Here is a 24414-nt window from a genome sequence, read left to right on the forward strand (position 1 = left end):
ATGTATATGGCCATAAAAGAAATTGTGGATGCAGCTAATAAAAGCCAAAAGCAAATTTATGAATTAGCAATCGAACAGGAAATCAAACAAACTAAAACTTCTTATGAAGAAGTATGGAGTAAAATGGAACGAAATTTAGCGACTATGCAACATGCAATAAATAAAAGTATCGAGGGCGACGGTGTATTTTCTCCAACAGGTTTGACCGGAGGGGATGCTGTAAAAATTAAAAACTATCGAGAAAATAGGAAAACTCTTTCTGGAGATTTGATGGTGTTAGGGATTCAAAGTGCTATCGGTGTTAATGAAGTAAATGCTGCATTAGGAGCTATTTGTGCAACTCCAACAGCAGGTGCGAGTGGGACGATTCCGGGAGTCCTATTTAGTATTAAAGATACGTTGCAGTTAAGTCATGAAGATATGATTCATTTTCTATTCACTTCAGCGTTATTTGGAACGATAGTCGCAAACAACGCTTGTATTTCAGGAGCGTATGGAGGATGTCAAGCTGAAGTAGGAAGTGCCTCAGCGATGGCGGCTGCAGCTGCGGTAGAAGCTGCGGGTGGAACGCCACAGCAATCTTCTGAAGCTTTTTCGATTGCATTACAAAATTTACTCGGTTTAGTTTGTGATCCGGTCGCTGGTTTGGTAGAAATTCCTTGTGTAAAGAGAAACGCCATTGGAACGGCAAATGCTTTAGCAGCAGCGGACATCGCATTAGCTGGCGTAAACAATCTCATCAATGCTGACGAAGTGATTGAAGCCATGTATAGAGTTGGAAGACAGATGCCTCGCGAATTAAGAGAGACAGGTTTAGGTGGTATTGCAGCTACACCTACAGGAATTTCCATTAAAAATAAAATCTTTGGGGAGAAACAATCAAATCAATAAGTTATCGAATATATTGTGAAGTTTTTAACAATCTTTACTCTATTGTTCGCCTAAGGATGTCTGTATATTGGGGGAGTTATCAATAAAATATACTACTATATAATTAAAATATTTTATAAGTGGTAACAAACCCTTCAGGTTGATGCTTCGCTAATTTTTTGATTTTTATTAACCTAGAAGGGGGATATTCGTTGTGGGGCACTATATAAGCTATTCATTTTTCAAGAACGGTCTATATTCCTATATCTTAAAAAGAGAATTAAGAATAGGACACAAGGAGGAATTATTATATGGATGGGGATACTGCAAAAAACATAGAATTTCAAGCTGATAACACTGCAGTAAAAAATGAGAAATATCTAGACCCTAAAAAGTGGCATAAACAGGATACTACCTGGGCATTGAGCCTTTTTGGAACAGCAATTGGAGCAGGAGTACTCTTTTTACCGATTAATGCAGGTTCAGGTGGTTTATTATCATTGCTGTTAATTACCATACTTGCATATCCTGTTATGTATTATTCACATAGGGCGCTTGCTAAAATGATTTACGCTTCGAACTCTGCCGATGAGGGGATTACAGGTACAATAAGAGAGTATTTTGGAAATAAGGCAAGTATCATTTTTAATATTGTATATTTTGTCTCCATTTATACGATCGTGCTGATGTACTCGGTCGCACTTACAAATACCGCTAGTAGCTTTATCGTGCATCAATTGCACATGTCGGAGCCTCCAAGGTCCATTTTATCGCTTGTTTTAGTACTCGGTCTTATCGCTATACTAAATTTTGGTCAAGATATAACTGTAAAGATCATGAGCATGCTAGTGTATCCTTTTATAGCTTCTCTACTTTTTATCGCAATATCTTTGATTCCACAGTGGAATACGTCAATGCTTAGTTTTTCAGCTGTTTCTACTGCTTCAACAGGAACAGGATATTTAGGAACGATATGGATGATACTTCCAATCATAGTATTCTCGTTTAATCATTCGCCTATGATTTCGTCATTTGTTATGAAACAGAGAGCTACGTATGGAATAGATGCTACTGATGCTAAATGTGCTCAAATACAAAAAGTTTGTTATATTATGACATTCGTAGTTGTTATGTTCTTTGTTTGGAGCAGTACCTTAAGTTTGACTCCAAATGATCTTAAGGTGGCAAAAGAACAGAACTTGTCAATCCTATCATATCTTGCTAATGAGCTTAATTCGCCAGTAATCACTATTGCAGCTCCTATCATTGCATTTGTGGCTATTACAAAGTCTTTCCTTGGTCATTATATAGGAGCGTATGAGGTAATGCGTGACATGATTATCAAGTCCAGTAAAAAACGTGGGAAAGATATAGGAGAAAAAACAGTTAAGACAATGATTCTTACTTTTGTCGTATTAACATGCTGGTATGTTGCTTATACAAATCCAAGTATTCTTGGAATCATTGATGCCCTTAGCGGTCCGCTAGTTGCTGCTATCTTATGTATACTACCAATGTATGCAATCCATAAAGTATCAGTACTTGCTAAATACAAAGGGAAATTGAGCAATGTATTTGTCATTATTATAGGTATTCTTACTGTCCTAGCAAGTATTAAGTCATTATTCTAATCCACTATTGTTAGTATCGATGCAAAAATCGTGGGATATGGAAAAAAGAAAGATTCTTATCGGAACTGAATTCTATATTGTTAAACTAAAGAAATCATATTTTTGGACAAACTCCTCACATTGGAGAGTTTGTCTTTTTTTATTATATGCATAACTTTTATCATTTTAGCCAAGAAGACCCCTTCCTCAAGGAACGCGAAATAAGTAGGTGGGAGATGAATTGGCTAAAATGATAAACTGGTGACCCAGTATGTAGAAGTAAAAAAGGGGAAAACTATTGTATAATTATCGATAATTTAGGGGGCGCCAAATGAAACATAATAAAGAAGTAACACTTGGGGATTACGTTCAATTTTCATATCGTAAAAATCATAATTTGAAATTAATGGGATTTATGGTGAATGTTTTACAAAATACAATTGTTGTAGATATTGCGGAAAGAATGGATATCGAGGTAGATGATTTTAGGCAAGTTGTAAAGCATGGTTATTATAATAAAGTGGTTCATAAGCAAATAAAGAATAGTGTTTCATAAAAAGTGCTCCTATATATATAAATTTAGGAGCACTTTTTATGGAGAGAATTTTCGCAAAGATTTTTTTGTCTGAGGTATAAAATTTTCATATAAAAATACGTTTTGAAGATATTTTCTTATTTGTTAATTAATAATTTTTTCAATCTTTATAGCTGTTATGGATTTAAAATATTATTCATAAGAATTTCACATAATTTTATTAAAAAGAAAAATACTAATACTTGTTTTAATACTTTACTTCGAGTCATTAAAACAAATTTACTAACTACGAAACAAGGAGGCATCACTGTGGACATTCGTGAAGGATTAATTCCAACAGCTTTAGGTGCAGCAGTGACAGCAGCAGGTTATGCTCTTAAACAAACTCGTGGAACTAATAAAATGATTGCAAATACAGTATTTGGTTTTGGTTTAGCACACGTCGTTTTAGGTGTAATCGATCTTGTTGAACATCGTCGTTAGAACGAAAGGCAAGCATTGATATATGCTTGCCTTTTTGGGAGTACATTTATTATTCATTTTTCAAAATATGTTTGTATGGCGTAATCATTATCAATGTAATTAAATAGTTACACTACAAGGAAATTAGAAAGTAAAACTGTGAGCATTGAATTTTATGAAATGAGATGGTGATGGAATGGAATTTTCTTCTGAAAGTAATACGTATCATGCTGGTGACATTGTCTATATTTTTTACCGAAATCCTCATACTCAAGACGTAGCTAACATACAAGCTGCAGCAGTTGTAAATAATCCTGAAAGACCTAATGAATTAGCACTATTTCTTTACGAAACGTATTATCCACTAACAAATGAGATGGCTATATATGCTACCGAAGATGAGGCAAACCAAGCTTACACTTACTATTATGGTGATATTTCAGAGGGGATGTTAGAATGAATAAGCCATTTATGCCTAAGCTCGTATATTTTGAACCGAAAGCATTGGATTATCCTTTGGGGAAAGAGCTGTTTGAGAAGTTTTCAAAGATGGATGTTGAAATTCGACATACTACTTCCCATAATCAAGTAAGAGATTTGCCAGGGGATAACGATTTTCAAAGGTATCGAGTAGCAAAATCCACGCTGGTTGTTGGTGTTAGAAAAACACTGAAATTCGATACTTCCAAGCCTTCAGCAGAGTATGCAATTCCTTTTGCGACGGGATGTATGGGACATTGTCATTATTGTTATTTACAAACAACGATGGGAAGTAAGCCTTATATACGAACGTATGTAAATGTTGAAGAAATTTTAGATGCTGCTGATAAATACATGAAAGAGCGTGCACCTGAAGTAACAAGATTTGAAGCGTCGTGTACTTCAGATATTGTAGGAATCGATTATTTAACGCATACCCTTAAACGGGCCATTGAGCATTTTGGAGAATCTGAATATGGGAAATTGAGATTTGTTACGAAATTCCACCATGTAGATCATTTACTTGATGCTAAACATAACGGAAAAACAAGATTTCGCTTTAGTGTAAACGCTGATTATGTGATTAAAAACTTTGAACCAGGAACTTCTCCCTTAGCTAAACGAATTGAGGCAGCAGGAAAAGTAGCTAGAGCTGGATATCCTCTTGGTTTCATTGTAGCTCCTATTTACCTGCATGAAGGCTGGAAGGAAGGATACTATCATATGTTTGAACGCCTAAATGCTGAATTACCTCTTGATGCACGGGATGATATTACATTTGAATTTATTCAACATCGTTTTACAAAGCCAGCTAAGAGAGTAATTGAAAAAAACTACCCGATGACAAAACTAGAATTAGATGAAGAGAAAAGAAGGTATAAATGGGGGAAATATGGAATCGGAAAATACATTTATCAAAAAGAAGAAGAAGAGGATATAAAAAACTATCTGTATTCCTATATGAAACAGTTCTTTCCTAATGCAAAACTAGAATATTTTACATAAAAGAAACGAACAAAATTCATTATATCATCAATCTAAAAAATTACTCACTCAAAAAAGTGATATTGGTCAACAATTCGCTAATATATCATTTGAAAAATTTATATACGAAAGTCTTTTATGTAAAAATATGTTTCATTATGAACTGAATCCCAACAGTTAAACAGAAAAATACAGCGGTTGTATGAATATAAGTCCGGTATTGTACCGGGCTCATTCTTTTTAACGTTGCATCAATTCTTTTGTGAACATATTAATTTGAACATGTTTAAAAACGAATCATCTTTTGACAATGGTATTAGCGCTTTAGAAAGAACTTTCATAAAAAATGGTACTAATAATCCCTCCAAGTATTACTCCCATAGTAGAATCTAATAACAAAAATCTAATTGTTTAATTAGTAATTCTAATCTACCATTTTTTGCTGTACTATCAACTAAAGAAACAGTAAATGGTTGTTGAAACATATTAGAAAATCGAGCAATTAAAGACATAATATTATATTTAGCAAAAGCCGATGCAACTAAAGCTAATTTCGCCCCAACAAGTTGAACTCCATATCCTAAAACTTCTATAGAAGTCATAAGCATTAAAAATAAAAAGATACCAATTACTTTAAAAGTAATAAACTCCATAATCATACCTCTTAAGTTTCTATAAATACATAACTCAATAATTATATTAAAAACATTCAATATTTTCATTAAAATATAAATCAATTTCTATTTTATAATCAAAAACTATACTCCTTTATTTTGAATGATGGCATCACCTTTTATTAGAATTGTCCCTTGGTTTAGCAAATGTTTTTTTGTAAATAATATATTTGTTAAACCATTAATTAAGGGGGACTAGTATGCCGCAGGATCGAAAAGAAGAAGTGCAAAACGATACATATGAAGGAAAAGAGGTTATGCCAGATAATCCACAATATCTACCGCGTCACGTGCAAATGGAGCTGCCTCCCGAATTTTCTATAAATCCTCTTTTTGCCCGCAAAGGAGAATCAGTCGTTCCGCGCTTTCACATGCCTGATGAAGGCATGTTACCAGAAACAGCGTATCAAATCGTCCATGATGAAATGACTCTTGATGGCAATGCACGCTTGAATCTTGCAACATTCGTTAGTACATGGATGGAACCTACCGCAGAGCACTTATATGCTAAATCATTTGATAAGAACATGATTGATAAGGACGAATATCCACAGACAGCTGAAATTGAGGAGCGGTGTGTCCGCATTTTAGCCAACCTCTGGCATTCCCCCAGCCCCCTTACAACTATGGGCGTTTCAACAACTGGATCGTCGGAAGCCTGTATGCTCGGGGGGCTTGCGTTAAAGAGACGCTGGCAAAATGTACGAAAAAGAGAGGGTAAGCCGGTGGATCGGCCTAATATTGTGTTTAGTTCTGCTGTTCAAGTCGTTTGGGAAAAATTTGCGAACTATTGGGAGGTTGAACCACGCTATGTGAAGGTTAGCCCTGAGCATCCCCGATTAGATCCTCAAGGGGTCCTTGCAGCCGTGGATGAAAATACGATTGGTGTGGTACCGATTCTCGGTGAGACTTATACCGGACTTTACGAACCGGTTGCCGCCATTGCAAAAGCGTTGGACGATTTACAGGAGAGGACGGGACTCGACATTCCTATGCATGTAGATGCGGCTTCGGGCGGATTTATAGCACCGTTTCTTCAACCAGATTTAGTCTGGGATTTTCAGTTGCCGAGGGTGAAGTCCATCAATGTATCGGGACATAAATATGGATTAGTCTATCCTGGCTTGGGTTGGATAATTTGGCGGGAAGCTGATGATCTCCCCGATGATTTAATCTTCCGCGTCTCCTATTTAGGCGGAAACATGCCGACTTTTGCCCTGAATTTTTCACGTCCTGGCGCACAAGTGCTCCTACAATATTACAATTACCTGCGTTTGGGGAAAAGTGGGTACTATGATGTCCAAAGGGCTTCTCAGAAGGTCGCTCTTTTTCTTAGCAAGGCGATTCAGGAGATGGAACCGTTCGAACTTTTGTCCGATGGTTCGGATATTCCGGTTTTCGCTTGGCAACTGAAAAAAGGTTACACATTAAACTGGAACCTTTATGATTTATCTCGACAATTGCGTGTGTTCGGCTGGCAAGTACCCGCATATCCATTGCCTCCAGATCTAGAAGCAGTGACGATTATGCGCGTTGTGGTTCGAAACGGATTTTCTATGGATCTCGCGCATTTATTTTTGAGGAACCTCAAACAGGCCGTTGCCTTTCTGGATTCCTTGGATGGACCTATGCCACATGATACGAAATGTGATAATGGGTTTCATCACTAATTAGGGAGCAGCTCTCGTCGTCGTTAAATTGAGCTCAACACCCATAACTTTTCGAGCTATCGACTGGGAAGTGGTACAGAAAAGCTGATGGTTTCAACCAAGGGATACATGATGATAGGTGATGAACAAATTGATGCCTGAGGGCTTTACAATATCAAATCATACGCCTAGTTTTCAGAAATCTATTGGCTTTTCTTCTGGTTTCAAAAGACACAATTCAAATCTGTTGAAGAGTTAAAGAAATTTGTAGCTAGTATTTCCTTTTGGGAGGTACCATTAGCTGCTTTAGGAGTTACTCCACCATTACATTGGATTTTAGCGGATAAATGGGGTAAATCTATTGTATTAGAATCGACAAGGAGTAGTGACTAATAGTCCTGAGTTTAATTGGCATTTATAAAATTTAAGACAATATATAGGTCTTAAATCGCAGCCATGCGCGGGGGATGTACCATTAAGTGCTTTTGGACAAGGTTCAGGTTCAATGGGACTTAATGGAGATTTCACCCCACCATCAAGGTTTATACGGGCAGCGTATGGTAAACAAAATATTCAGGGTATAGATAACGAAGAAGAGGGTATATCGGTCATTTTTCGTATTTTGTAAAATTGTGAGGTTCCAAAAGGAGGAGTAATAACGGAAGAAGATACATTAGATAATACTATTTATACAAGCGCAACGTGCATGGAGTCTGGTACATATTATTACCATATCTATGATTGTAGATAAATTATTGCCCTTCGATATTAGTAACAGGATAGCTGCTTAACGATAAAAATGAATTTGCCAATTTTCTTGCAAAATGTAACGGGTGCTCTACCGATTGGATATGAATATACATAATTAAGGGATTCATGTATAACCAGTGATTATGTAAAGCACTGACAATAATTCCTTGTTGTACAATTGATTTCATAAATGCAGGAATCTCTTCTTGTAGAACCGCGATTTCTCCTAAATTTAATGCATTGCCATTTTGATCCAACGATTCAAAACTTACTCCGACGGGAACTACATAGGCACTTGGTTTTCCTTGAACCAGGACCTTAAAATTGCGGTGAAAAGACACCGAACAACCACCTTGATTTATTTTACTCTTTCCTTTAAGAATTGCAGCAAATTGATCAGAAATGAAATTTAAATTAGACATAAGTTCAATTCCTTTCCCGTGCTAAATTTATTCATGTAGAAATTTAATTTAAAAAATGTAGTTCCTTCTTTTAAAGAAAAGAACTACTTATAAACAACTTTTCTCTAAAATAAACAGGCTGATATGTGTAATTTGTACCCTGTTTATTTTAGAAGAAATATAAATGTTATTTCCCAACAAACATAACTTAATGAATCCTTTCTATATATCATTATAAAAAATTCATAAAGTAGGCAATTGTACATCTTTATTTTATGTAGGTTAGATAAATATGTGCCTTAATAAGTCTGTGCTTTCTTTATGAAATTCTTATTGGTAATTAATACAACAATAAATTTAATATATTTTAATGATTGTATAGGGTAAAACTTAAGTTGTTTTTTCATTTTTTCTTTTACAATTGCTTGTAGTCCTTTGTTAAAATTGTAGTAATATATTGAACTGTATATAAAGATAGATATTTTAAATTTTTCATCCTAAAATAACTTACTACATCTAGCTAAAAATGTTGTTTTTTCAATGAAGAAGTAAATTTTGGGTGTATGGTTTATTGGTTATATTAAGTGTTTTGTTAATGTTAAACATAACTCTTATTGCACATACATTTTTTTAGATCGCAAAGAAGAATTTATTCGTCTGTCAAATTCTATGTTAACTGGTAAAACAGACTAATTTTAGATGAAAGATTCTATAATAAATCTGGAGAAACAAAAATAATTGAAAACATTTGAGCATGGAGATAAAAAACGCTTAACGAAGGATATTTCAAAAGAGATGGATCAAAGGATTCAAAAATCAATAAAGCTTGTTCAAAAAAAATATAAGGTGGATGTATTAGCATTAGGAGAAGTATATAAGCGGAATAATTATAAAGAATGGAAGAAAATAAGTAAGAATTGGGATCAAGGTGAAAATTATTTTAGTAATGCTGATATTAATGTTTATGTTCATCCAGTAATTGAACATGCAGGCTCAGCTTTACCGAAGAGAGTGAAATAAGGTGATTTAAGTCGTTAGCGGATTAGGAATACGCTAAACGATATTAATGCTGGTTCTGCATTTTCAATCAGTGCAGACTTATGTACTTTAAACGTGATTAATAAATTATATTTGGCTTATTATGATCCTTTGGTTAGCACTAGTTAGAGTTATAGTAAAAATATTAAGCAGAAACGACTTATTTTTAATAATAAGAGGAAATATGTTACTGAAAAGTAAGGAGACAAATTATTATTTTTTTAAAGAGTAATTAGGTCCGTACAATGACGCATTAAAGTGATTCATAAGGGATTCTGAATGCTAAGAGAGTGAGAATGAATTACAAAAGAAAGGTGCATAGGCGCCTTTCTTTTTTTGAAGGGATTTTTTGTTACGAGTTAGTACAAAATTGGGTTCAGGGGGTACTATAAAATTTTAGCTTGATGGCGATGGGGTAGCATCCACGTCTATCAACATCACTACACCTATATTGAATACTGCGTTACGTGCCTTTAATCAAGTGAAAAACAAGACCCATTTTGTAAAAACTGAAACCAACGTTTTCTAAACTGAACTTGAGCCATATCTGCATGAACATGGGCCTCCATTTTTAAAGCTTCTGGTATAGGTCTAGGATGTTGACTTTCTACAATAATTTGATCCTCTTTTAGTACTCTTAAACTAAATTTAGCTAAAATTTGGTCTAGTAAAGGGAAGTACTTTAAAAATGTCCTTCCGGTATATCCCATAATTAATGACTCTTCTTCATCAATTGGTGTAAACGTAATGTACTGAATAAATGACTCATTCTCCTGTTTGCCACTGTGAAGCATCCACTGATGTGGGAATTTGTATTCAAGGTAAGCATCACCATTTGAGAATATAAACTGATCCAGTGTTCCCTCCAGCTTATAATTGGTTGATTCGGCTTTTGTTTTTCTACCAATCGTTTTTTTATGTACATAAGCAAGATGAGCAATATCCAGCACAGATTCGATTGATCGAGTAAGGTGTGCATTCCAAGTGGCGTGGAAGAAAGAGAGTTTAAAAGGAGTGTTCTCCATTACATGAAAAGTTTGCCATTCAGGTGGAGTTTCCTCATTATCAGGATATATCCAAATCAACCCAATCTTTTCTTTTACAGGGTATGAGAGGGTATGAGCAAATTTCGGGATAGGTTTATTGGGTTGGGATGGAATTCTTACACAAGTACCACAACTATCGAACTCCCAACCATGGTAGGGACAGACTAGTTTACCATTTACTACTTGTCCCAGTGATAAGTCAGCGCCACGATGAGGGCAGTAAGGTGATAGAGCCTGAACTTCGCCTTTTTCATCCCGATATAATACAAAATCTTTGCCAGCAACTCTTTTTTTTACTGGAATCTTTTTTATATCTTTTGCATAACTCACAGCATACCAATTACGTGGGAATACTCTATTTATATTTAGAGTCATTTATTTTCTCCTTCTTTTTTATTCACCTAGTAGATATTAGTGGTGTCTACTGTATACTGTCTATTCTATGCTATAAAATATTTTAAATGTTCGTTTAAAATTAAGAAATCTACAGTTTGATCAAATCATTATGAAAGCCTGTATAATCTCTCTAAATGTAACAAAAATGACCATAGTACAATAGATTTTAAAAAGGAGAATGTCTTATTTTATTGAAAATTGAGACATTAAGCAATATTCCTATTGCTATTAAATTGACCATTAAAGAACTTCCACCAAAACTTACAAATGGAAATGGAGTACCTGTAAGAGGAAATAGTCCCGTAATACCACCTAAATTTACAACAGATTGCATACCAATCATACATCCTATACCAATTGCTATAAAACTGCCGAATGGATCTACACATAATTGTGCAATTTTTAAGGAGCGAAGTACTATAGTCAAAACTCCCACCAATAGAATAAATACACCAATAAATCCTAGTTCTTCAGAAACTATTGCCATTATAAAATCAGTATGTGGTTCCGGAAGATACCCTGTTTTTTGTATGCTATTTCCAAATCCGCGACCAGTGATTCCTCCAGAGCCAATGGCAATAAAAGAGTTTACAAGCTGATATCCATTTCCTTGCGCATCAAGAAAGGGATTGAAAATCGTAGTAATACGTGTCTTTTGAACTGCTGATAAACTATATTGAATCAAATAATATAAAATAGGTAACCATAAAATAGAACCGATGGTAGTTCTTTTGATTAGTAGATTTATATTTATTCCTGAACAAAGAAATATGCTAATACCTATACCTAATATTAAAAGTGCAGATCCTAAATTTGGTTGTTTAAAGATAAGAAAAAAAATTGTAGCTAAAAAAAATAAAAGTTTTCCGATACCACTCCAGTTATTTTTAGCTTGTTCTTGTCGCAATGCAAAAAAACGGGCTGTTACAAGTATTGTTCCTAATTTAAGAAATTCAGCTGGCTGTATTCCAAAGATCCATGACTGAGCATTATTTACCACTTTTCCTTTCCATAAAACCATAATTAATAAAAAAATCCCCCCAACCATAATACAGATTGAGACTATTCGTTTTTTCCATATTTCATATGGGAGTAAAGCACAAATTATTAATCCTATTGTTCCTAAAAGTAGCTTTGTTAATTGAGAATCAACAAAATGTCTACTGTTATAACCGTAATGTTGGACAGCGACAATGGAGCTTGCACTATACATCATGATAATACCTAAAGTACATGTTATGAATAGAGGAAGGAGCAATAGATAATCGAGTTTTAATATTTTTTTCATTTTAATATCCTCCTGATTTAAAACAAAACATAATATTACATTTGCTAATGAATAGAATCTTGTTCTCGTCAATTACTAAATATGACTTTTGTTTAGAAAGATTCTATCACTTATTCCCTGTTTTTTACGCAAAAATCCCCCTAGTATGTAACTAGAGGGATTCAAAATGGCATGACTAAATAAGGCTTTTTCCCCCTAGTAGAGCTTTGGCACTATACAACGTAAAGTAATGAAAATTCATTACTTAGCTATCTTAAGAAGAGCCTTAATCCGACAATTCCTGTTCTACCCATTGGCGTCTTTCGACATTTTTGGGCAATAGCCTGTGTTTGCATAGGAGCCTCACCTAACAGGTTAAGCAATATAAATTTTATGTGTTTGTTTCGTGTAGCAAGCATAAATATATTTTTTTTGCTTGTCAAGCAACCGTATTGCTAATTTTATTTGTTTTATTGCTTTATAGTCCTTTGAGAAATGATATAAAAAAATGTCTGTAATCATTCTGTATAAGTACATATTTTTGACTTGTAGTGTATCGTTTGATTAAGTAGTTTAACCATATAAATTTGATAAACAGTAAAGAAGATTTTAATCATAAAAGAAGATTTTTTGTGAATGTTCTTTTTATATACAGAATGACTAATTATTCATCTTTTGTTATAAAGTTGGAATTTGATTAAAAATAATAAGTTTCATATGTTTTATTACGTTTCTTCGAATTAAATCTATTTGAATTCTATGTTTTTTAAGGGGAATTTTAAATTTATAATAAAATATAATTTCATTTTCTATAAAAGATTTTTTTATAAATGGAATTGAAAGTCAGTTGACAAATATTAAATTCTGGTTTAAATTTTGAAGTAATTCAATAAACTTTGTTAGGTGAGGCTCCTGTATAGAGAAACGCTGCTGCCCAAAAATGTCGAGAGACGCCAATGGGTCAACAGGAACGGTCGGATTAAGGCCCTTCTTAATGTAGCTGGTTATAAAAACCTATGCTATACAGTGCTAAAACTCAACGAGGGAGTGGTATACGATTTGATAGAAAGGCACCTCTGTGATTTCGGCAGAGCTGTCTTAATAATCATTTATTTGTATTGTGAAAAAACCTTTACTCCTTTTTGAGTAAAGGTTTTTCTGTTTAATGTTATTTATTTTTATCTTGTCTATATTCAAAAAGGAGGTAATTCTAACTAATGAATTGATTGCAATGTAACTATTATTGCTCTAATAAAAAATTTAAGACAGATAAAATAAAACAAAACCACTCATGAAACTCTAGAGTCTCCCTTAGCAATATGAGGAGGAGTTAACATGAAGAAATTATTAAAGGAATTACTTATAACCAAAAATAACTTGGATGCAGAGAAAGTTTTACGTCTTCCGTCGTATGATATTGCGCAAGAAGTAAAACAGTTTTCAATTGAAGATCAAGTCATATTACTAAATATGATTCCTGTATTAAAAAGCTCTAAAGTTCTTCAATATATGAGTGCAGAAGAAAAATATAATATCTTAATTCACTTATCTGAAAATAAAGCTAAAAAGTTACTGAATTTACAACCGATTGATGAATTAGTAGATTTACTTCTAGCGGTTCATCCGGAAAAACAGGCTAAATTAATGGCGTATCTAGATAAAATTACAAAACATAACGTAAAAAAATTAATGACTTTCAAACCTGAAACGGCAGGAAGTCTTGTTACAAGTGATTTTGTTGCAGTTAGAGGAAATTGGTCAGTAAAAATGACATTGAAGTACATTAGGGAACATTCTGAAAATGTAGAATCAATATCTTATAGTTATGTTCTTGATAGTCATGGTTATCTTGAGGGAATCGTTTCCATACATGAGTTATTACTAGCAGCAGATGAAGAGATATTATCTACTATCATGATGCCAGAGGTAATTTCAGTACACGCTGAAGTTGACCAGCAAGAAGTTGTAAAAAAGCTACTGAATTATAATTTAGCAGCAATACCTGTCACAACAGCAAATAATAAAATGATTGGTATTATAACATTTGATGACGTAATGAATGTTATGGAAGCAGAAGCTACAGAAGATATTCAAAAGTTAGGCGGAAGTGAACCATTGAATCAATCTTACTTTGAAGCTAGTATTTGGAGCATTTTCCTAAAACGTCTACCATGGTTATTACTTCTTTTTGTTGCTGAGGCATATACAGGTACAGTATTAAAGTATTTTGAAGACGAAATTGAAACTGTAGTTGCCCTTGCTTTCTTTGTTCCATTATTAGTAGGTACTGGAGGGAATACAGGAACACAGGTTGTAGCAACAATTACTCGTGCAATTGGTATTGGAGAGTTAAAATTTAAAGACATTTTCCGTGTAATGAAAAAAGAATTTGCAATTGGTATGCTTCTTGGACTTGCACTTGGGATAGCTGGGCTCATTCGTGCTTATATGTTAGGAGTTGGAACAGAAGTTGCGCAAGTTGTAGCAATTACTTTATTATTTATTGTTATTTGGGCTTCTCTTGTAGCAGCTGTTTTACCTTTAATTCTAAGAAAATTAAAACTAGATCCTGCAGTTGTTTCAGGTCCATTTATTACAACATTTGTTGACGGAACAGGATTAATAATTTACTTCATGGTTGCAAAAACGTTATTAAATTTATAAATATACACTAAAAAAACGAAATCCGGAATAAGTATGTTGCCTTAATTGCTAAAACATAGTGGGGAATTCAGGCATGAGGAAATCAAACACTTTTGTCTTTAGATAAATAATATTTTAATGGATTTATTGAATGTAATGAATGCTGGAGGATAAAACTATGAAACATCTAAGAAAAATCTTCAAACGAATTTTGCTTCTATTTTCTATTTTAATGATTATTGGCGTAGGAATACTATTTGGTACTAGCTATGGCCGAGAGCTTCGTATAACAATCGCTGGGAGTATATTAACTTCTCAGCATCCACAATATGCGAAATATACATTCCTATCCCAAAAGGAACTAGATAAACTGCAAGATAGAATTAATCATCCAAAATGGTCAAACAGTGATGAGCATATTTATAAAAAAATAGTAGGAAAAAGATTAGAAGAATTAAAAAATCAGCCATTAGAAATTGATGTAGAAACGATTAAAAGTAATAAAGATAGTCGCTTTCTTTTCGAAGGAAAGTTAGTCACAATTAGTAATCCTTTCAATGTTAAACTTGTTAGCCATCAAGGAACACAGGGTGCTAACAGGGGAGAAAAAATTAGTGTAATGGCAAAACGTAATCATGCACTTGTTGCTGTGAATGCAAGTGGATTTGCTGACGAAACAGGAAGGGGTGGAGGAAATGTTGCTACTGGAATTGTGATAGAAAATGGGAAAGCTATTGATACAAATATGGATAGAAATGCCCCTACAATTATTACGGGATTAACAAAGTTTGGTCAAATGATAACAGGAAATTATTCTACCCAACAACTGTTGGATAAACAAGTCGTTTCCGCAGCTGGATTTATGCCACAGTTAATTGTAAATGGAGAAAAAATGATTACAGAAGGAGACGGCGGTTGGGGGTCGGCTCCAAGAAGTATTATGGCCCAAAAAGAAGATGGTACAATTATGTTTCTAGTTATTGACGGTAGACAGACACATAGTATAGGAGCTACGTTGAAAGAGTGTCAAGATATTTTATATGAAAAAGGAGCTATAAATGCAATGGCAATGGATGGAGGTTCTTCTGCTACCCTATATTTAGGAGGAAAGGTTATAAATTCACCGTCTACATTATCCCATGAAGATCGTTATTTACCGAACGCTTGGGTGGTAACAGCAAACCAAAAACAAAAAATAAAGATGACAATTGATGGGAGAAAAATAGATACCAAAACATCAGATGAATTTGATGCGAACATTTCAACAAATTTATGAATTATTAAAAATAGAACAAATACATGATTTTTATCCCGTTAGTCGGAAAATTGAAATTGTTTTTAAAAATTAGAAATTCTTATTTCATATTCATGATTTGCACAATATCAAACGAGGGTGATGAGGATTCCAAATTTACGGAATTCTTATCACTCTTTTTTAGTTTTTTGTAAATATGGAACAATATCATTACTTTCACTGTCTATTAAGCGTTAGAACATTTTTTATTAAATAAATTAAGAAAGGAATCATCATTTTTAACTAAGGGAGAAGATTGAATTGAAAAAATTATGGATGCTGCTTTTCGTTTGTTTTGCGGTTATGTTGGTAGGATGTAATAAAAACGAACCGCCAAAACAAGCATTTGAAGAATATATCAATTTATGGAATGATAGAAAATTTACAAATATGTATGATCATTTATCAGATCATGCAAAAAAATCAATTTCTAAAAAAGAATTCACAGAAAAATATCAAAAAATCTATGAGGGGATTGGAGCTAAGAATTTAAAAGTTAAAATGAAAGGAGAGAATACGAAAGATAAAGAGCTTTTTCTTTTTGAAGTTAAGATGGATACGGATGTAGGATCAGTTTCATTCATCCATGAAGCAAAACTTGTGAAAGATAAAGAGTCTTGGAAAATAGATTGGACACCAGACTTCATTTTTCCAGGAATGAAAAAAGATTACAAAGTACGTATGCAAATAGAGCAAGGAAAACGCGGAGAAATATATGATCGAAATGGAAAAGGGCTTGCAACGAATGGTAAAGCGACTGAGGTTGGAATTATTCCAGAGAAACTAGGCGAAACAGCAGCGCAAACGAAAGAAATAGTAGCACAATTACTTGATATGTCTACAGAAGAGGTTGAACAAAAGCTCACAGCGAAATGGATAAAACCAGACTCCTTTGTACCAATTGGTATTTTAAAAGAAGGAACCAGACAGAATGATTATATTGAATTAGAAGGAGTTTCATCTCGTCCAGTAAATATTCGTACGTATCCATTAGGTGAAGCAGCGGCACACTTAACTGGATATATAGGAAAGGTGAATGCGGAGGAGTTAAAATCACTTCAAAAACAAGGTTATCAAGTAGACGATTTAGTAGGTAAGACCGGTTTAGAGAAAGTGTTAGAAAATAAATTGCGTGGTGAAAAGGGTGGACGCGTATTTATAGAAGATGAGAAGGGGAAAGAGATTAAAAACGTAGCAAAAAAAGAAACAAAAGAGGGAGAAACTGTTACGTTAACAATTGATGCTGTAATTCAAGAAAAAATCTTTAATGAGATGAAAACTGAAGCAGGATCTAGTGCAGCGGTCAATCCTAAAACGGGTGAAACAATCGCACTTGTAAGTAGCCCTGCTTATAATCCAAATATAATAGTTAGAGGAGCATCGAAAGCCCAACGAGAAGCATGGAGTAACGACTCGAAACTACCAATGATGAATCGCTTCACACAAGCATTTGTACCAGGTTCCGTATTTAAAACGATTACAGGTGCAATTGGTTTGGAAACAAACACAATAAATCCAAAGGAAGAATTTAAAATTCAAGGATTGAAGTGGACAAAAGATTCATCTTGGGGAAATTACTATGTAACTCGTGTGAAGGATGCAAGTCCAATTGATTTTGATAAGGCAATGAAGTACTCTGATAATATTTATTTTGCTCAACAAGCTTTGAAAATGGGAAAAGATCAGTATGTAAATGAATTTAAAAAGTACGGATTTCATGAAAAATTACCAATCGAATACGAATTTCCTATTTCAATTATTGCAAAAGATGGGATAAAAAATGATATTCAACTAGCAGACACGGGTTATGGACAAGGACAAGTATTAATGACGCCACTTCATTTAGCATTAACATATGCACCGATTGTGAATGAAGGGAATATTCCGTCGCCACACCTTTTAAAAGAAGCAAAAGTAGCGGGGAATTGGAAAGAAAATGTGATTTCTAAAAAGAATCAAGAGATATTAAAGAGTGCATTAATTAAAGTCATTAATGACCCTGATGGCGCGGGGAGAAGTGCAAAGGTTAATGGTGTAACGCTTGCTGGTAAAACTGGTACAGCAGAACTGAAAGAGTCGAAAGAAGCAGACGGAAAAGAACTGGGATGGTTCGCAGCTTTCGATGCAAATGCGCCAGACATGATTGTTACAATGATGATTGAAGATGTAAAAGGAAGAGGAGGAAGTAACGTTCCAGGTGAAAAAATAAAACATGTATTTCAGAAATAATACTTAATTATAAGGTGAATTTTTCACTAAATTTATTACATGTTTGCTTAACTCAAAGATATAAATTGGGGGAAATATAGAACAATTAAATTTCAAAAAAGCATTCTTTCTAATCGAGAATGCTTTTTTGCTGTCATTCTAGAAAAGTTGACATTGTTAATGGTAAATAGAAGGGAATAGCAAATTGAAATGGACAAGTAGAGTGTTACGTTAAATTCAAAAAATAGATTATTGTGAGTGGATTTTTATCATTGTATGCTTTACTTGTTTTTTAGTAGTATTATTCTGCCTGAAAAAAGATAAACAATGGAACAAATGAAACTTGTATTTTGTCTATATATTGAAACCATAATAAAAAAGTGAGGGCAGTTTTATGTTTATTCAAATAAGTTTGAGGTGTGGAAATGGAACAGACGTTTATTGAAAAGTGTAATCATGATGAGCTGGACTATGTTATAAAAGACTATTGGCAAGATGTATGGAATTATTCATTTATTATTACGAAAGATCCACACTTATCAGATGATATCACGCAAGATGTATTTATAAAGGTGTTTAAAAATTGGAATTCATTTCGAAAGGAGTCATCTATTAAAACGTGGATTTTAAAAATCACAAGAAATACGGCAATAAACTATTTGAAATCCTCCTATTTTAAAAGGATATCTTTAATAGGATTTTTTAGTGACGATAAGCAATCCCTGTCAGCAGAACAAGAATTTTTTAAGCAAGAAGAAATGAATGATGTGTGGAAGGTGGTATTAGAACTACCTAAAAAGCACCGTGAAATAATTATATTGGATGCAAAATATGAATTATCTTATGAAGAAATGGCTGAAACATTAGGAGTATCCATTGGAACTGTAAAATCGAGATTAAGTAGAGCGAGAAGTAAGGTTTCAAAATTAATAGGGGAGGGTAGTAGTGATGAACAATAAACAAAATCCTGACTGGTATAGAAAAATAAAAAAAGGCCCAATGGAGAATCGTAAAGATGAAGAAGAATTTATTTCTAAAATAAAGCAGTCTATATATGAAAATAATGAAGTGGATTTTGAAAAACATAAAAGACCATTTCGTAAAAAAGCATTACCTATTGTAGTTGTTTTGGTTTGTACAATGTTATTTTTCATTGTTCAACAACCTTGGCTTGATGATAATAAATCGCCGGTACAAAGTAGTACTCAAATTAAGCCTAAAACAAAAGATGAGTCTGCTCAAGATCCATCATTAAAACAATTTATGAATGAACTATATCAAAGTACGAACTCAAAAAATGAAAATAACTTGTACAAAGCGTTAAATGATGAAGTTCTATTTAAAGGAAAGAGTTATAGGAAGGATGAATTGAAGTTTGATGAAGATATCTTTCATGAGTTGCAAGTCGCCCTTACAATGGGAGGAGAGTTTGCAAAAGATACAAAGCAAGTATATAAAGTACCAAGTGGATTGACAGAAAGTAACCAACCAAACCAAGCGCATTTTATATATGCAACTGTTACTGGAAATAAAACGAAAATTTTAGCTGAACCAAAGCGAGAATCACAAGTTTTATATGAAGTATCTAATGAAATGGTAAAAGCTTGGATTCCAGAAAAAGTACAGAATAATGGATATATAAAAATATCTACAATTAACGGTAATACTGGATATGTACAGAAAGAGTATGTTTTAACTGATATTAAATATTCATTTATGTTCGAAAAGAATAATGAAGGTATATGGAAAATAATAAATATAGATTCTATATGGTAAAAGAGGAAGGTTCATTAAAGTGAACCTTCCTCTTTATTTTTATTTTCGTTTTGAAGAGTATTCCAGTACTCTAAAATTTCTGATGTAACGAGAGCGGCAATGTTTTTTTCTGAATTACTACCAGGGATAACGACAGAAACGGCAATTTGTGGATCTTCCGTAGGAGCATACGCAATGAAAAGAGAGTGATTTATCATTCTTGCTTGCTCATTCGGAAAACCTGTAATACCTGTTTTACCTGCGACGTCAAAGGGCAACTTTTTAATTTCCTCTATATTTTGACTCATCCCACCTTGCACGACACTCCAAAAGTTCATCGGGTAACGATTTGAACTTTCTAAAATGGGTTTAAACTTTTTGGTTTCCTTACCATCTTGACCAATAATCGCACTTACGATTTGAGGTTTATATTTGTCGCCTTTACTTGCCAAAGTTGCTGCATATTGAGCGAGTTGAAGAGGAGTATGCACTTCATTTCCTCCCCAAGAGGCATTTAATAAAGCTGAAATCCCATTTTCAAATTTATTAGATGGATGGAATTCATATTGTCCGTCTTCTTCAAAGGGTAAATCAATCCCAGTTTTAGAACGTAGGCCGAATTGCATTAAATAATCTGTCCATATATGTGCCACTTTTTCTATATTTCCATTATTTTGGTTGAATAAGGGCAGAGCTACTTTTGCTGTCATAAATGTGTTAGATGAATTAATGATAGCCTGCCTCGGTGTAATCTCCCCTGTTGGTGTTCCAGGCGCATTCGTAATGTTATTTTGATTATCATACTGAAAAGTACCTTTATCTAAATAAGTATCTTCTGGTTGGAAAAGCTTTTCATTTAATCCAATTAAAATAGTGAGTGGTTTTATAGTAGAAGCCATATTTACATAAGATTCACCATACTTTAATTTTTGAATTGCTTTATTTTGCGAAAGAGATTTAATGTTTTCTTTTCTAGAAGATACATGTGTATTTAATATATTTGGATTAAAAGCTACCGAGTTGGCCATAGTTAAAATTGCGCCAGTTTTTGCATCGCTCACTATAGCATAACCAGCTTTAGCATCAGGTGTTTTCTTAATTTGAGATTTTAATGCTTCTTCTGCCTTTTGCTGCAACTCAGAGTCTAAAGCTAGCCGCACATCTTTTCCTTTTTGTACTTTTTGAATGTTCCATAAGAACTTTTTATTATTCAATTTAAAAATAAGAGTTTTGCCTGGTTTTCCTTTTAAATCATTTTCATATTGCAGCTCAATCCCGCTTTTTCCAACAGCCATATGCTTGGACTTAAGGTCATTTTCTACATACCCAATTACTTGTGAACCAATTTCGTGTTTAGGGTAATATCGAATCCATTCATCTTTAATTATTACATTATTGGGTTTGTTTTTGTTTATGAATGCAAGTTCATTCTCATTTATATCAGAGTATAACGGTATATCATTCATAGTCTTCTTTTTACAAGATTGTTGTAATTGAGATTTTATGTTCTCTGTAGAAATATCATGTTGAAACTCGCTTGAAAATTGGTTAAAAAAAGCTAATGTGTTTGATGTATCTTGTTTCGATAGCTTTTCATCATTAGAAGTGCAATATAGAGACTTAACTTTCTTATTTGTAGCTAGCATTACACCATTTTTATCAAAAATCTTTCCTCTTTCAGCTGAAGAAGTTGCGATAGTAATTGAAAAGAAGTTGATTTTTAATAAAATTAGTAAAATCAAACCTACAATAGAAAGAACCGCAAAAAATCTCCATCTTCTTGTATGTAACATATAACCCTCCCTTATGTAGCCTATTTCATCTTATATTTAATTATTTTTTTTGTAAATGTGGAACAACTTTATTGTTTAGGTTGTCTATTAAGTATTACAGCATGAAGAAAGGAATAATTAGCATGAAAATTTACTAGCAAGTTTATATGTAAGTTTAATAAGAGTTATTATACAGTTTAGCACTTCTAATGCAAGTGGCAAAAAAAATAGAGAGAAAACAAGAAGGGAGAGTTATTAATTCCGTAGCTAAACGAAAAGGAATGGTTGCTTACAAGGATTAAGCAAAAAATTGAGGCGATATTTATAACCGATTATCGGTATCTAATATATAAGGAATGCTTTTAGTATTTGTAGCAATTCCTGAAAGGATTAAATGGAGGATTTATGAAAGGACAAAAAGGCAAGAAGCAGAAGACATATATATCTATTCGATTAAATATAATGTTCCTTTGCATATTTGTACTATTCTCAGCTATTATTATGCAGCTAGGAAAGGTACAAATCGTTGAGGGAGAGGCTTATAAGAACCAAGTGGAAAGTAGTCAAAATGCAATAACTAGTATTCCAGTTCCACGTGGACAAATTTTAGATCGAGAAGGGAAAACAGTTGTTAATAATAAATCTCTTCGCACAATTACGTATACAAGGGTGAAGGGAATTACGAGTGAAGATATTTTAAAAACAGCAAAAGACTTGGCGAAAGTACTTGAAATGCCTGAACAAGATATAAATAAATTAACAGATATCGATAAAAAAGATTTTTGGATGCAGTTGAATTTGAAACGTGCGGAGACAAAGATTACTAAGAAAGATATAGAAAAGTTTAAAGAAAAGGGTATAGAGGGAAAAGAGTTAGATAAAAAAATAGAAGACTTAAGACGAGGTCGTGTTACAGAGGTAGAATTAGCAGAATTAACAGCACAAGATTTAAAGGTGTTAGCTATTAAAAGTAAAATGAGTTCAGGTTATCAACTAACACCACAAATTATTAAAAAAGATGTAACAGATGAAGAGTATGCGCGGATAAGTGAAAACCTTGCGAATTTTCCAGGAGTAGATGCAACTGTTGATTGGGAACGTAATTATGTAAATGGTAATTTATTTCGTTCTGTATTAGGAAATATTACGAGTAGTGAAGAAGGATTACCGAAAGAAAATTTAGATTCTTATTTAGTACGTGGATATAACCGTAATGATCGTGTTGGAAAAAGTTATATTGAACAACGATATGAAGATGTATTACACGGCACAAAAGAAGAAGTGAAAAATATTACTGATAAATCAGGAAACATTGTTAGCACAGAAATAATCTCTAAAGGAAAAAGTGGTAATAGTTTAACATTAACGATTGATATGGAATTACAAAAGAAAGTGGAAGAAAGTATAGAGAAAAACTTGAGAGCTTTTAAGAGTTCAGAGCCACTGCTCGATCGAGCTTTTGTTGTCATGACGAATCCAAATAACGGACAAATTTTATCAATGGCAGGCAAAAAGATTGTAGAAAAAGAAGGAAGAATAGAGGTTGAGGATTTGGCATTAGGTAACATGACAACTTCGTATGAGCTAGGGTCAGCTGTAAAAGGTGCTACTTTATTAACTGGATATGAGACAGGGGCAATACATCCAGGAGATCAATTTTATGACGCGCCGATGAAATTTAAAGGTACACAAGCTAAGAAATCGTGGAATGTATCCGGATTTGGTAATATTAATGATTTACGGGCTTTACAAGTATCTTCGAATGTATACATGTTCCAAACAGCTTTAAAAATTGCGGGAGTCAATTACGTACCAAATGGCTCATTGGATATTAAACAAGGAGCATTTGATACGATGCGCTATTATTTCAAGCAATTTGGTTTAGGTGTCCCAACAGGTATTGATTTACCGAATGAAATAATTGGACAAACGAGAAAAGTAGATAGTCAACCTGGGTTTTTACTAGATTTTTCTATCGGTCAGTATGATACGTATACGCCGTTGCAATTAGCGCAATATATTTCAACGATTGCGAATGGTGGTTATAGAATGCAACCTCAAATTGTACAAGAAATACGAGAACAATCAATAAAAGAAGAGGTTGGCAAAGTTATACGTTCCATAGAGCCTGTCGTATTAAATCGAATTGATATGAAGAAAGAACATATTGATCGGATAAAAGAAGGGTTTAGATGGGTATTCCAAGAAGGTGATGGAACTGGCGTGAAATATTTCAAAAACGCGCCATATAAACCAGCAGGAAAGACAGGAACAGCCCAAACTGTATATGGTGGAGATGACCCGATTGGTAGAAATGCAAAAGGAGAACGTATGGAATGTTACAACTTAACGTTAGTTGGATATGCTCCATATGATAATCCAGAAGTAGCATTTTCCGTAGTAGTTCCATGGCTTCATGATGATAAAAATGGAATTAATTCTATAATTGGAAAGGAAGTATTAGATGTATACTTTGATTTGAAACAGCAACGTATACATGGTGAAGCTACTAGTACAGGTAGTTCTAAGCAAAATTAGAGTACTTTTCTCAGGGAAGAGACCCTGTTCATATAAAGCCAT

The 24414-nt window shown here is 33.6% G+C and carries 18 protein-coding genes, 3 pseudogenes and 2 riboswitches; of the genes and pseudogenes, 16 read left to right on the forward strand and 5 right to left on the reverse strand.

Annotated features, from left to right (window positions below):
- The 6 genes from sdaAA to splB all read left to right on the forward strand — a co-directional run bounded on the left by sdaAA (nt 1) and on the right by splB (nt 4962).
- The gene (gene sdaAA / locus AC22L0_RS08400; protein WP_000281779.1) at nt 1–891 is read left to right on the forward strand and encodes an L-serine ammonia-lyase, iron-sulfur-dependent, subunit alpha; all 891 of its coding nucleotides are present in this window, start codon (nt 1–3) and stop codon (nt 889–891) included.
- A gap of 290 nt (nt 892–1181) precedes the next feature.
- Nucleotides 1182–2501, forward strand: coding sequence for an aromatic amino acid transport family protein (locus tag AC22L0_RS08405; RefSeq protein WP_087965906.1), 1320 nt, complete (start codon nt 1182–1184; stop codon nt 2499–2501).
- Nucleotides 2502–2811: 310 nt separating this feature from the next.
- Nucleotides 2812–3036 (forward strand): DUF2187 domain-containing protein, encoded by a 225-nt coding sequence (locus AC22L0_RS08410; RefSeq protein ID WP_087965904.1) that lies wholly within the window; start codon nt 2812–2814, stop codon nt 3034–3036.
- A 288-nt stretch (nt 3037–3324) separates the two neighbouring features.
- On the forward strand, nt 3325–3498 hold the full coding sequence (locus AC22L0_RS08415) for a hypothetical protein (RefSeq protein WP_016110009.1): 174 nt from the start codon (nt 3325–3327) through the stop codon (nt 3496–3498).
- A 175-nt stretch (nt 3499–3673) separates the two neighbouring features.
- Nucleotides 3674–3937: a transcriptional regulator SplA gene (locus AC22L0_RS08420; RefSeq protein ID WP_000396091.1), complete on the forward strand. Its 264-nt coding sequence runs from the start codon at nt 3674–3676 to the stop codon at nt 3935–3937.
- Nucleotides 3934–4962: a spore photoproduct lyase gene (splB, locus tag AC22L0_RS08425; protein WP_001039641.1), complete on the forward strand. Its 1029-nt coding sequence runs from the start codon at nt 3934–3936 to the stop codon at nt 4960–4962. Before AC22L0_RS08420 ends, splB begins: the two co-directional genes overlap by 4 nt.
- 368 nt (nt 4963–5330) lie before the next feature.
- Here the strand turns inward: splB and AC22L0_RS08430 are convergent, their stop codons facing one another.
- Complete coding sequence (locus tag AC22L0_RS08430) at nt 5331–5594, reverse strand: lipid II flippase family protein (protein ID WP_087965901.1); 264 nt, start codon at nt 5592–5594, stop codon at nt 5331–5333.
- Between the two features lie 221 nt (nt 5595–5815).
- Between AC22L0_RS08430 and gad the strand changes: the two genes are divergently transcribed.
- On the forward strand, nt 5816–7285 hold the full coding sequence (gene gad, locus AC22L0_RS08435; protein ID WP_087965899.1) for a glutamate decarboxylase: 1470 nt from the start codon (nt 5816–5818) through the stop codon (nt 7283–7285).
- 207 nt (nt 7286–7492) lie between these two features.
- Nucleotides 7493–8012 (forward strand): annotated as a pseudogene (locus AC22L0_RS08440) (linear amide C-N hydrolase); the annotation flags it as partial.
- Nucleotides 8013–8016: 4 nt separating this feature from the next.
- On the opposite strand, the gene AC22L0_RS08445 reads toward AC22L0_RS08440, so the two are convergent.
- Nucleotides 8017–8436 (reverse strand): DUF1259 domain-containing protein, encoded by a 420-nt coding sequence (locus AC22L0_RS08445; RefSeq protein WP_000067577.1) that lies wholly within the window; start codon nt 8434–8436, stop codon nt 8017–8019.
- Between the two features lie 738 nt (nt 8437–9174).
- On the opposite strand from AC22L0_RS08445, the pseudogene AC22L0_RS08450 reads away from it, so the two are divergent.
- Nucleotides 9175–9435 (forward strand): annotated as a pseudogene (locus AC22L0_RS08450) (Ger(x)C family spore germination C-terminal domain-containing protein); the annotation flags it as partial.
- Nucleotides 9436–9616: 181 nt separating this feature from the next.
- Nucleotides 9617–9685 (forward strand): annotated as a pseudogene (locus AC22L0_RS08455) (HXXEE domain-containing protein); the annotation flags it as partial.
- Between the two features lie 241 nt (nt 9686–9926).
- On the opposite strand, the gene AC22L0_RS08460 reads toward AC22L0_RS08455, so the two are convergent.
- A complete protein-coding gene (locus AC22L0_RS08460; protein ID WP_087965897.1) occupies nt 9927–10874 on the reverse strand; it encodes an aromatic ring-hydroxylating oxygenase subunit alpha in 948 nt (315 codons plus the stop codon).
- 187 nt (nt 10875–11061) lie between these two features.
- Nucleotides 11062–12183, reverse strand: a complete 1122-nt coding sequence (locus tag AC22L0_RS08465; RefSeq protein ID WP_087965895.1) for an FtsW/RodA/SpoVE family cell cycle protein — start codon at nt 12181–12183, stop codon at nt 11062–11064.
- A 184-nt stretch (nt 12184–12367) separates the two neighbouring features.
- A riboswitch (M-box (ykoK) riboswitch) is annotated at nt 12368–12544 on the reverse strand.
- 506 nt (nt 12545–13050) lie between these two features.
- Nucleotides 13051–13216: riboswitch (M-box (ykoK) riboswitch) on the forward strand.
- A 281-nt stretch (nt 13217–13497) separates the two neighbouring features.
- Here AC22L0_RS08465 and mgtE point away from each other — a divergent pair.
- From mgtE to AC22L0_RS08490, 5 genes are all read left to right on the forward strand, one after another.
- Complete coding sequence (gene mgtE, locus AC22L0_RS08470; RefSeq protein ID WP_087965893.1) at nt 13498–14826, forward strand: magnesium transporter; 1329 nt, start codon at nt 13498–13500, stop codon at nt 14824–14826.
- A 157-nt stretch (nt 14827–14983) separates the two neighbouring features.
- Complete coding sequence (locus AC22L0_RS08475; protein ID WP_000681825.1) at nt 14984–16081, forward strand: phosphodiester glycosidase family protein; 1098 nt, start codon at nt 14984–14986, stop codon at nt 16079–16081.
- Between the two features lie 279 nt (nt 16082–16360).
- Entirely contained in the window at nt 16361–18328 is a 1968-nt protein-coding gene (locus AC22L0_RS08480) for a penicillin-binding transpeptidase domain-containing protein (RefSeq protein WP_087965891.1), read from the forward strand.
- Between the two features lie 404 nt (nt 18329–18732).
- Nucleotides 18733–19266: an RNA polymerase sigma factor gene (locus AC22L0_RS08485; RefSeq protein WP_000438327.1), complete on the forward strand. Its 534-nt coding sequence runs from the start codon at nt 18733–18735 to the stop codon at nt 19264–19266.
- Complete coding sequence (locus AC22L0_RS08490) at nt 19256–20083, forward strand: SH3 domain-containing protein (RefSeq protein ID WP_001060751.1); 828 nt, start codon at nt 19256–19258, stop codon at nt 20081–20083. Before AC22L0_RS08485 ends, AC22L0_RS08490 begins: the two co-directional genes overlap by 11 nt.
- Nucleotides 20084–20097: 14 nt before the next feature.
- On the opposite strand, the gene AC22L0_RS08495 is transcribed toward AC22L0_RS08490, so the two are convergent.
- On the reverse strand, nt 20098–21855 hold the full coding sequence (locus AC22L0_RS08495) for a peptidoglycan D,D-transpeptidase FtsI family protein (protein ID WP_061139277.1): 1758 nt from the start codon (nt 21853–21855) through the stop codon (nt 20098–20100).
- A 384-nt stretch (nt 21856–22239) separates the two neighbouring features.
- Between AC22L0_RS08495 and AC22L0_RS08500 the strand changes: the two genes are divergently transcribed.
- Entirely contained in the window at nt 22240–24372 is a 2133-nt protein-coding gene (locus AC22L0_RS08500) for a peptidoglycan D,D-transpeptidase FtsI family protein (protein ID WP_000678283.1), read from the forward strand.
- Nucleotides 24373–24414 lie beyond the last annotated feature (42 nt).

The sequence above is a fragment of the Bacillus sp. LQ01 genome (assembly GCF_057624735.1).

Bases quoted from the DNA above. Each gene is read 5' to 3' on its own strand.
- sdaAA (WP_000281779.1), top strand. From the start codon at position 1: ATGTATATGGCCATAAAAGAAATTGTGGATGCAGCTAATAAAAGCCAA.
- AC22L0_RS08405 (WP_087965906.1), top strand. From the start codon at position 1,182: ATGGATGGGGATACTGCAAAAAACATAGAATTTCAAGCTGATAACACT.
- AC22L0_RS08410 (WP_087965904.1), top strand. From the start codon at position 2,812: ATGAAACATAATAAAGAAGTAACACTTGGGGATTACGTTCAATTTTCA.
- AC22L0_RS08420 (WP_000396091.1), top strand. From the start codon at position 3,674: ATGGAATTTTCTTCTGAAAGTAATACGTATCATGCTGGTGACATTGTC.
- splB (WP_001039641.1), top strand. From the start codon at position 3,934: ATGAATAAGCCATTTATGCCTAAGCTCGTATATTTTGAACCGAAAGCA.
- AC22L0_RS08430 (WP_087965901.1), bottom strand. From the start codon at position 5,594: ATGGAGTTTATTACTTTTAAAGTAATTGGTATCTTTTTATTTTTAATG.
- gad (WP_087965899.1), top strand. From the start codon at position 5,816: ATGCCGCAGGATCGAAAAGAAGAAGTGCAAAACGATACATATGAAGGA.
- AC22L0_RS08445 (WP_000067577.1), bottom strand. From the start codon at position 8,436: ATGTCTAATTTAAATTTCATTTCTGATCAATTTGCTGCAATTCTTAAA.
- AC22L0_RS08460 (WP_087965897.1), bottom strand. From the start codon at position 10,874: ATGACTCTAAATATAAATAGAGTATTCCCACGTAATTGGTATGCTGTG.
- AC22L0_RS08465 (WP_087965895.1), bottom strand. From the start codon at position 12,183: ATGAAAAAAATATTAAAACTCGATTATCTATTGCTCCTTCCTCTATTC.
- mgtE (WP_087965893.1), top strand. From the start codon at position 13,498: ATGAAGAAATTATTAAAGGAATTACTTATAACCAAAAATAACTTGGAT.
- AC22L0_RS08475 (WP_000681825.1), top strand. From the start codon at position 14,984: ATGAAACATCTAAGAAAAATCTTCAAACGAATTTTGCTTCTATTTTCT.
- AC22L0_RS08485 (WP_000438327.1), top strand. From the start codon at position 18,733: ATGGAACAGACGTTTATTGAAAAGTGTAATCATGATGAGCTGGACTAT.
- AC22L0_RS08490 (WP_001060751.1), top strand. From the start codon at position 19,256: ATGAACAATAAACAAAATCCTGACTGGTATAGAAAAATAAAAAAAGGC.
- AC22L0_RS08495 (WP_061139277.1), bottom strand. From the start codon at position 21,855: ATGTTACATACAAGAAGATGGAGATTTTTTGCGGTTCTTTCTATTGTA.
- AC22L0_RS08500 (WP_000678283.1), top strand. From the start codon at position 22,240: ATGAAAGGACAAAAAGGCAAGAAGCAGAAGACATATATATCTATTCGA.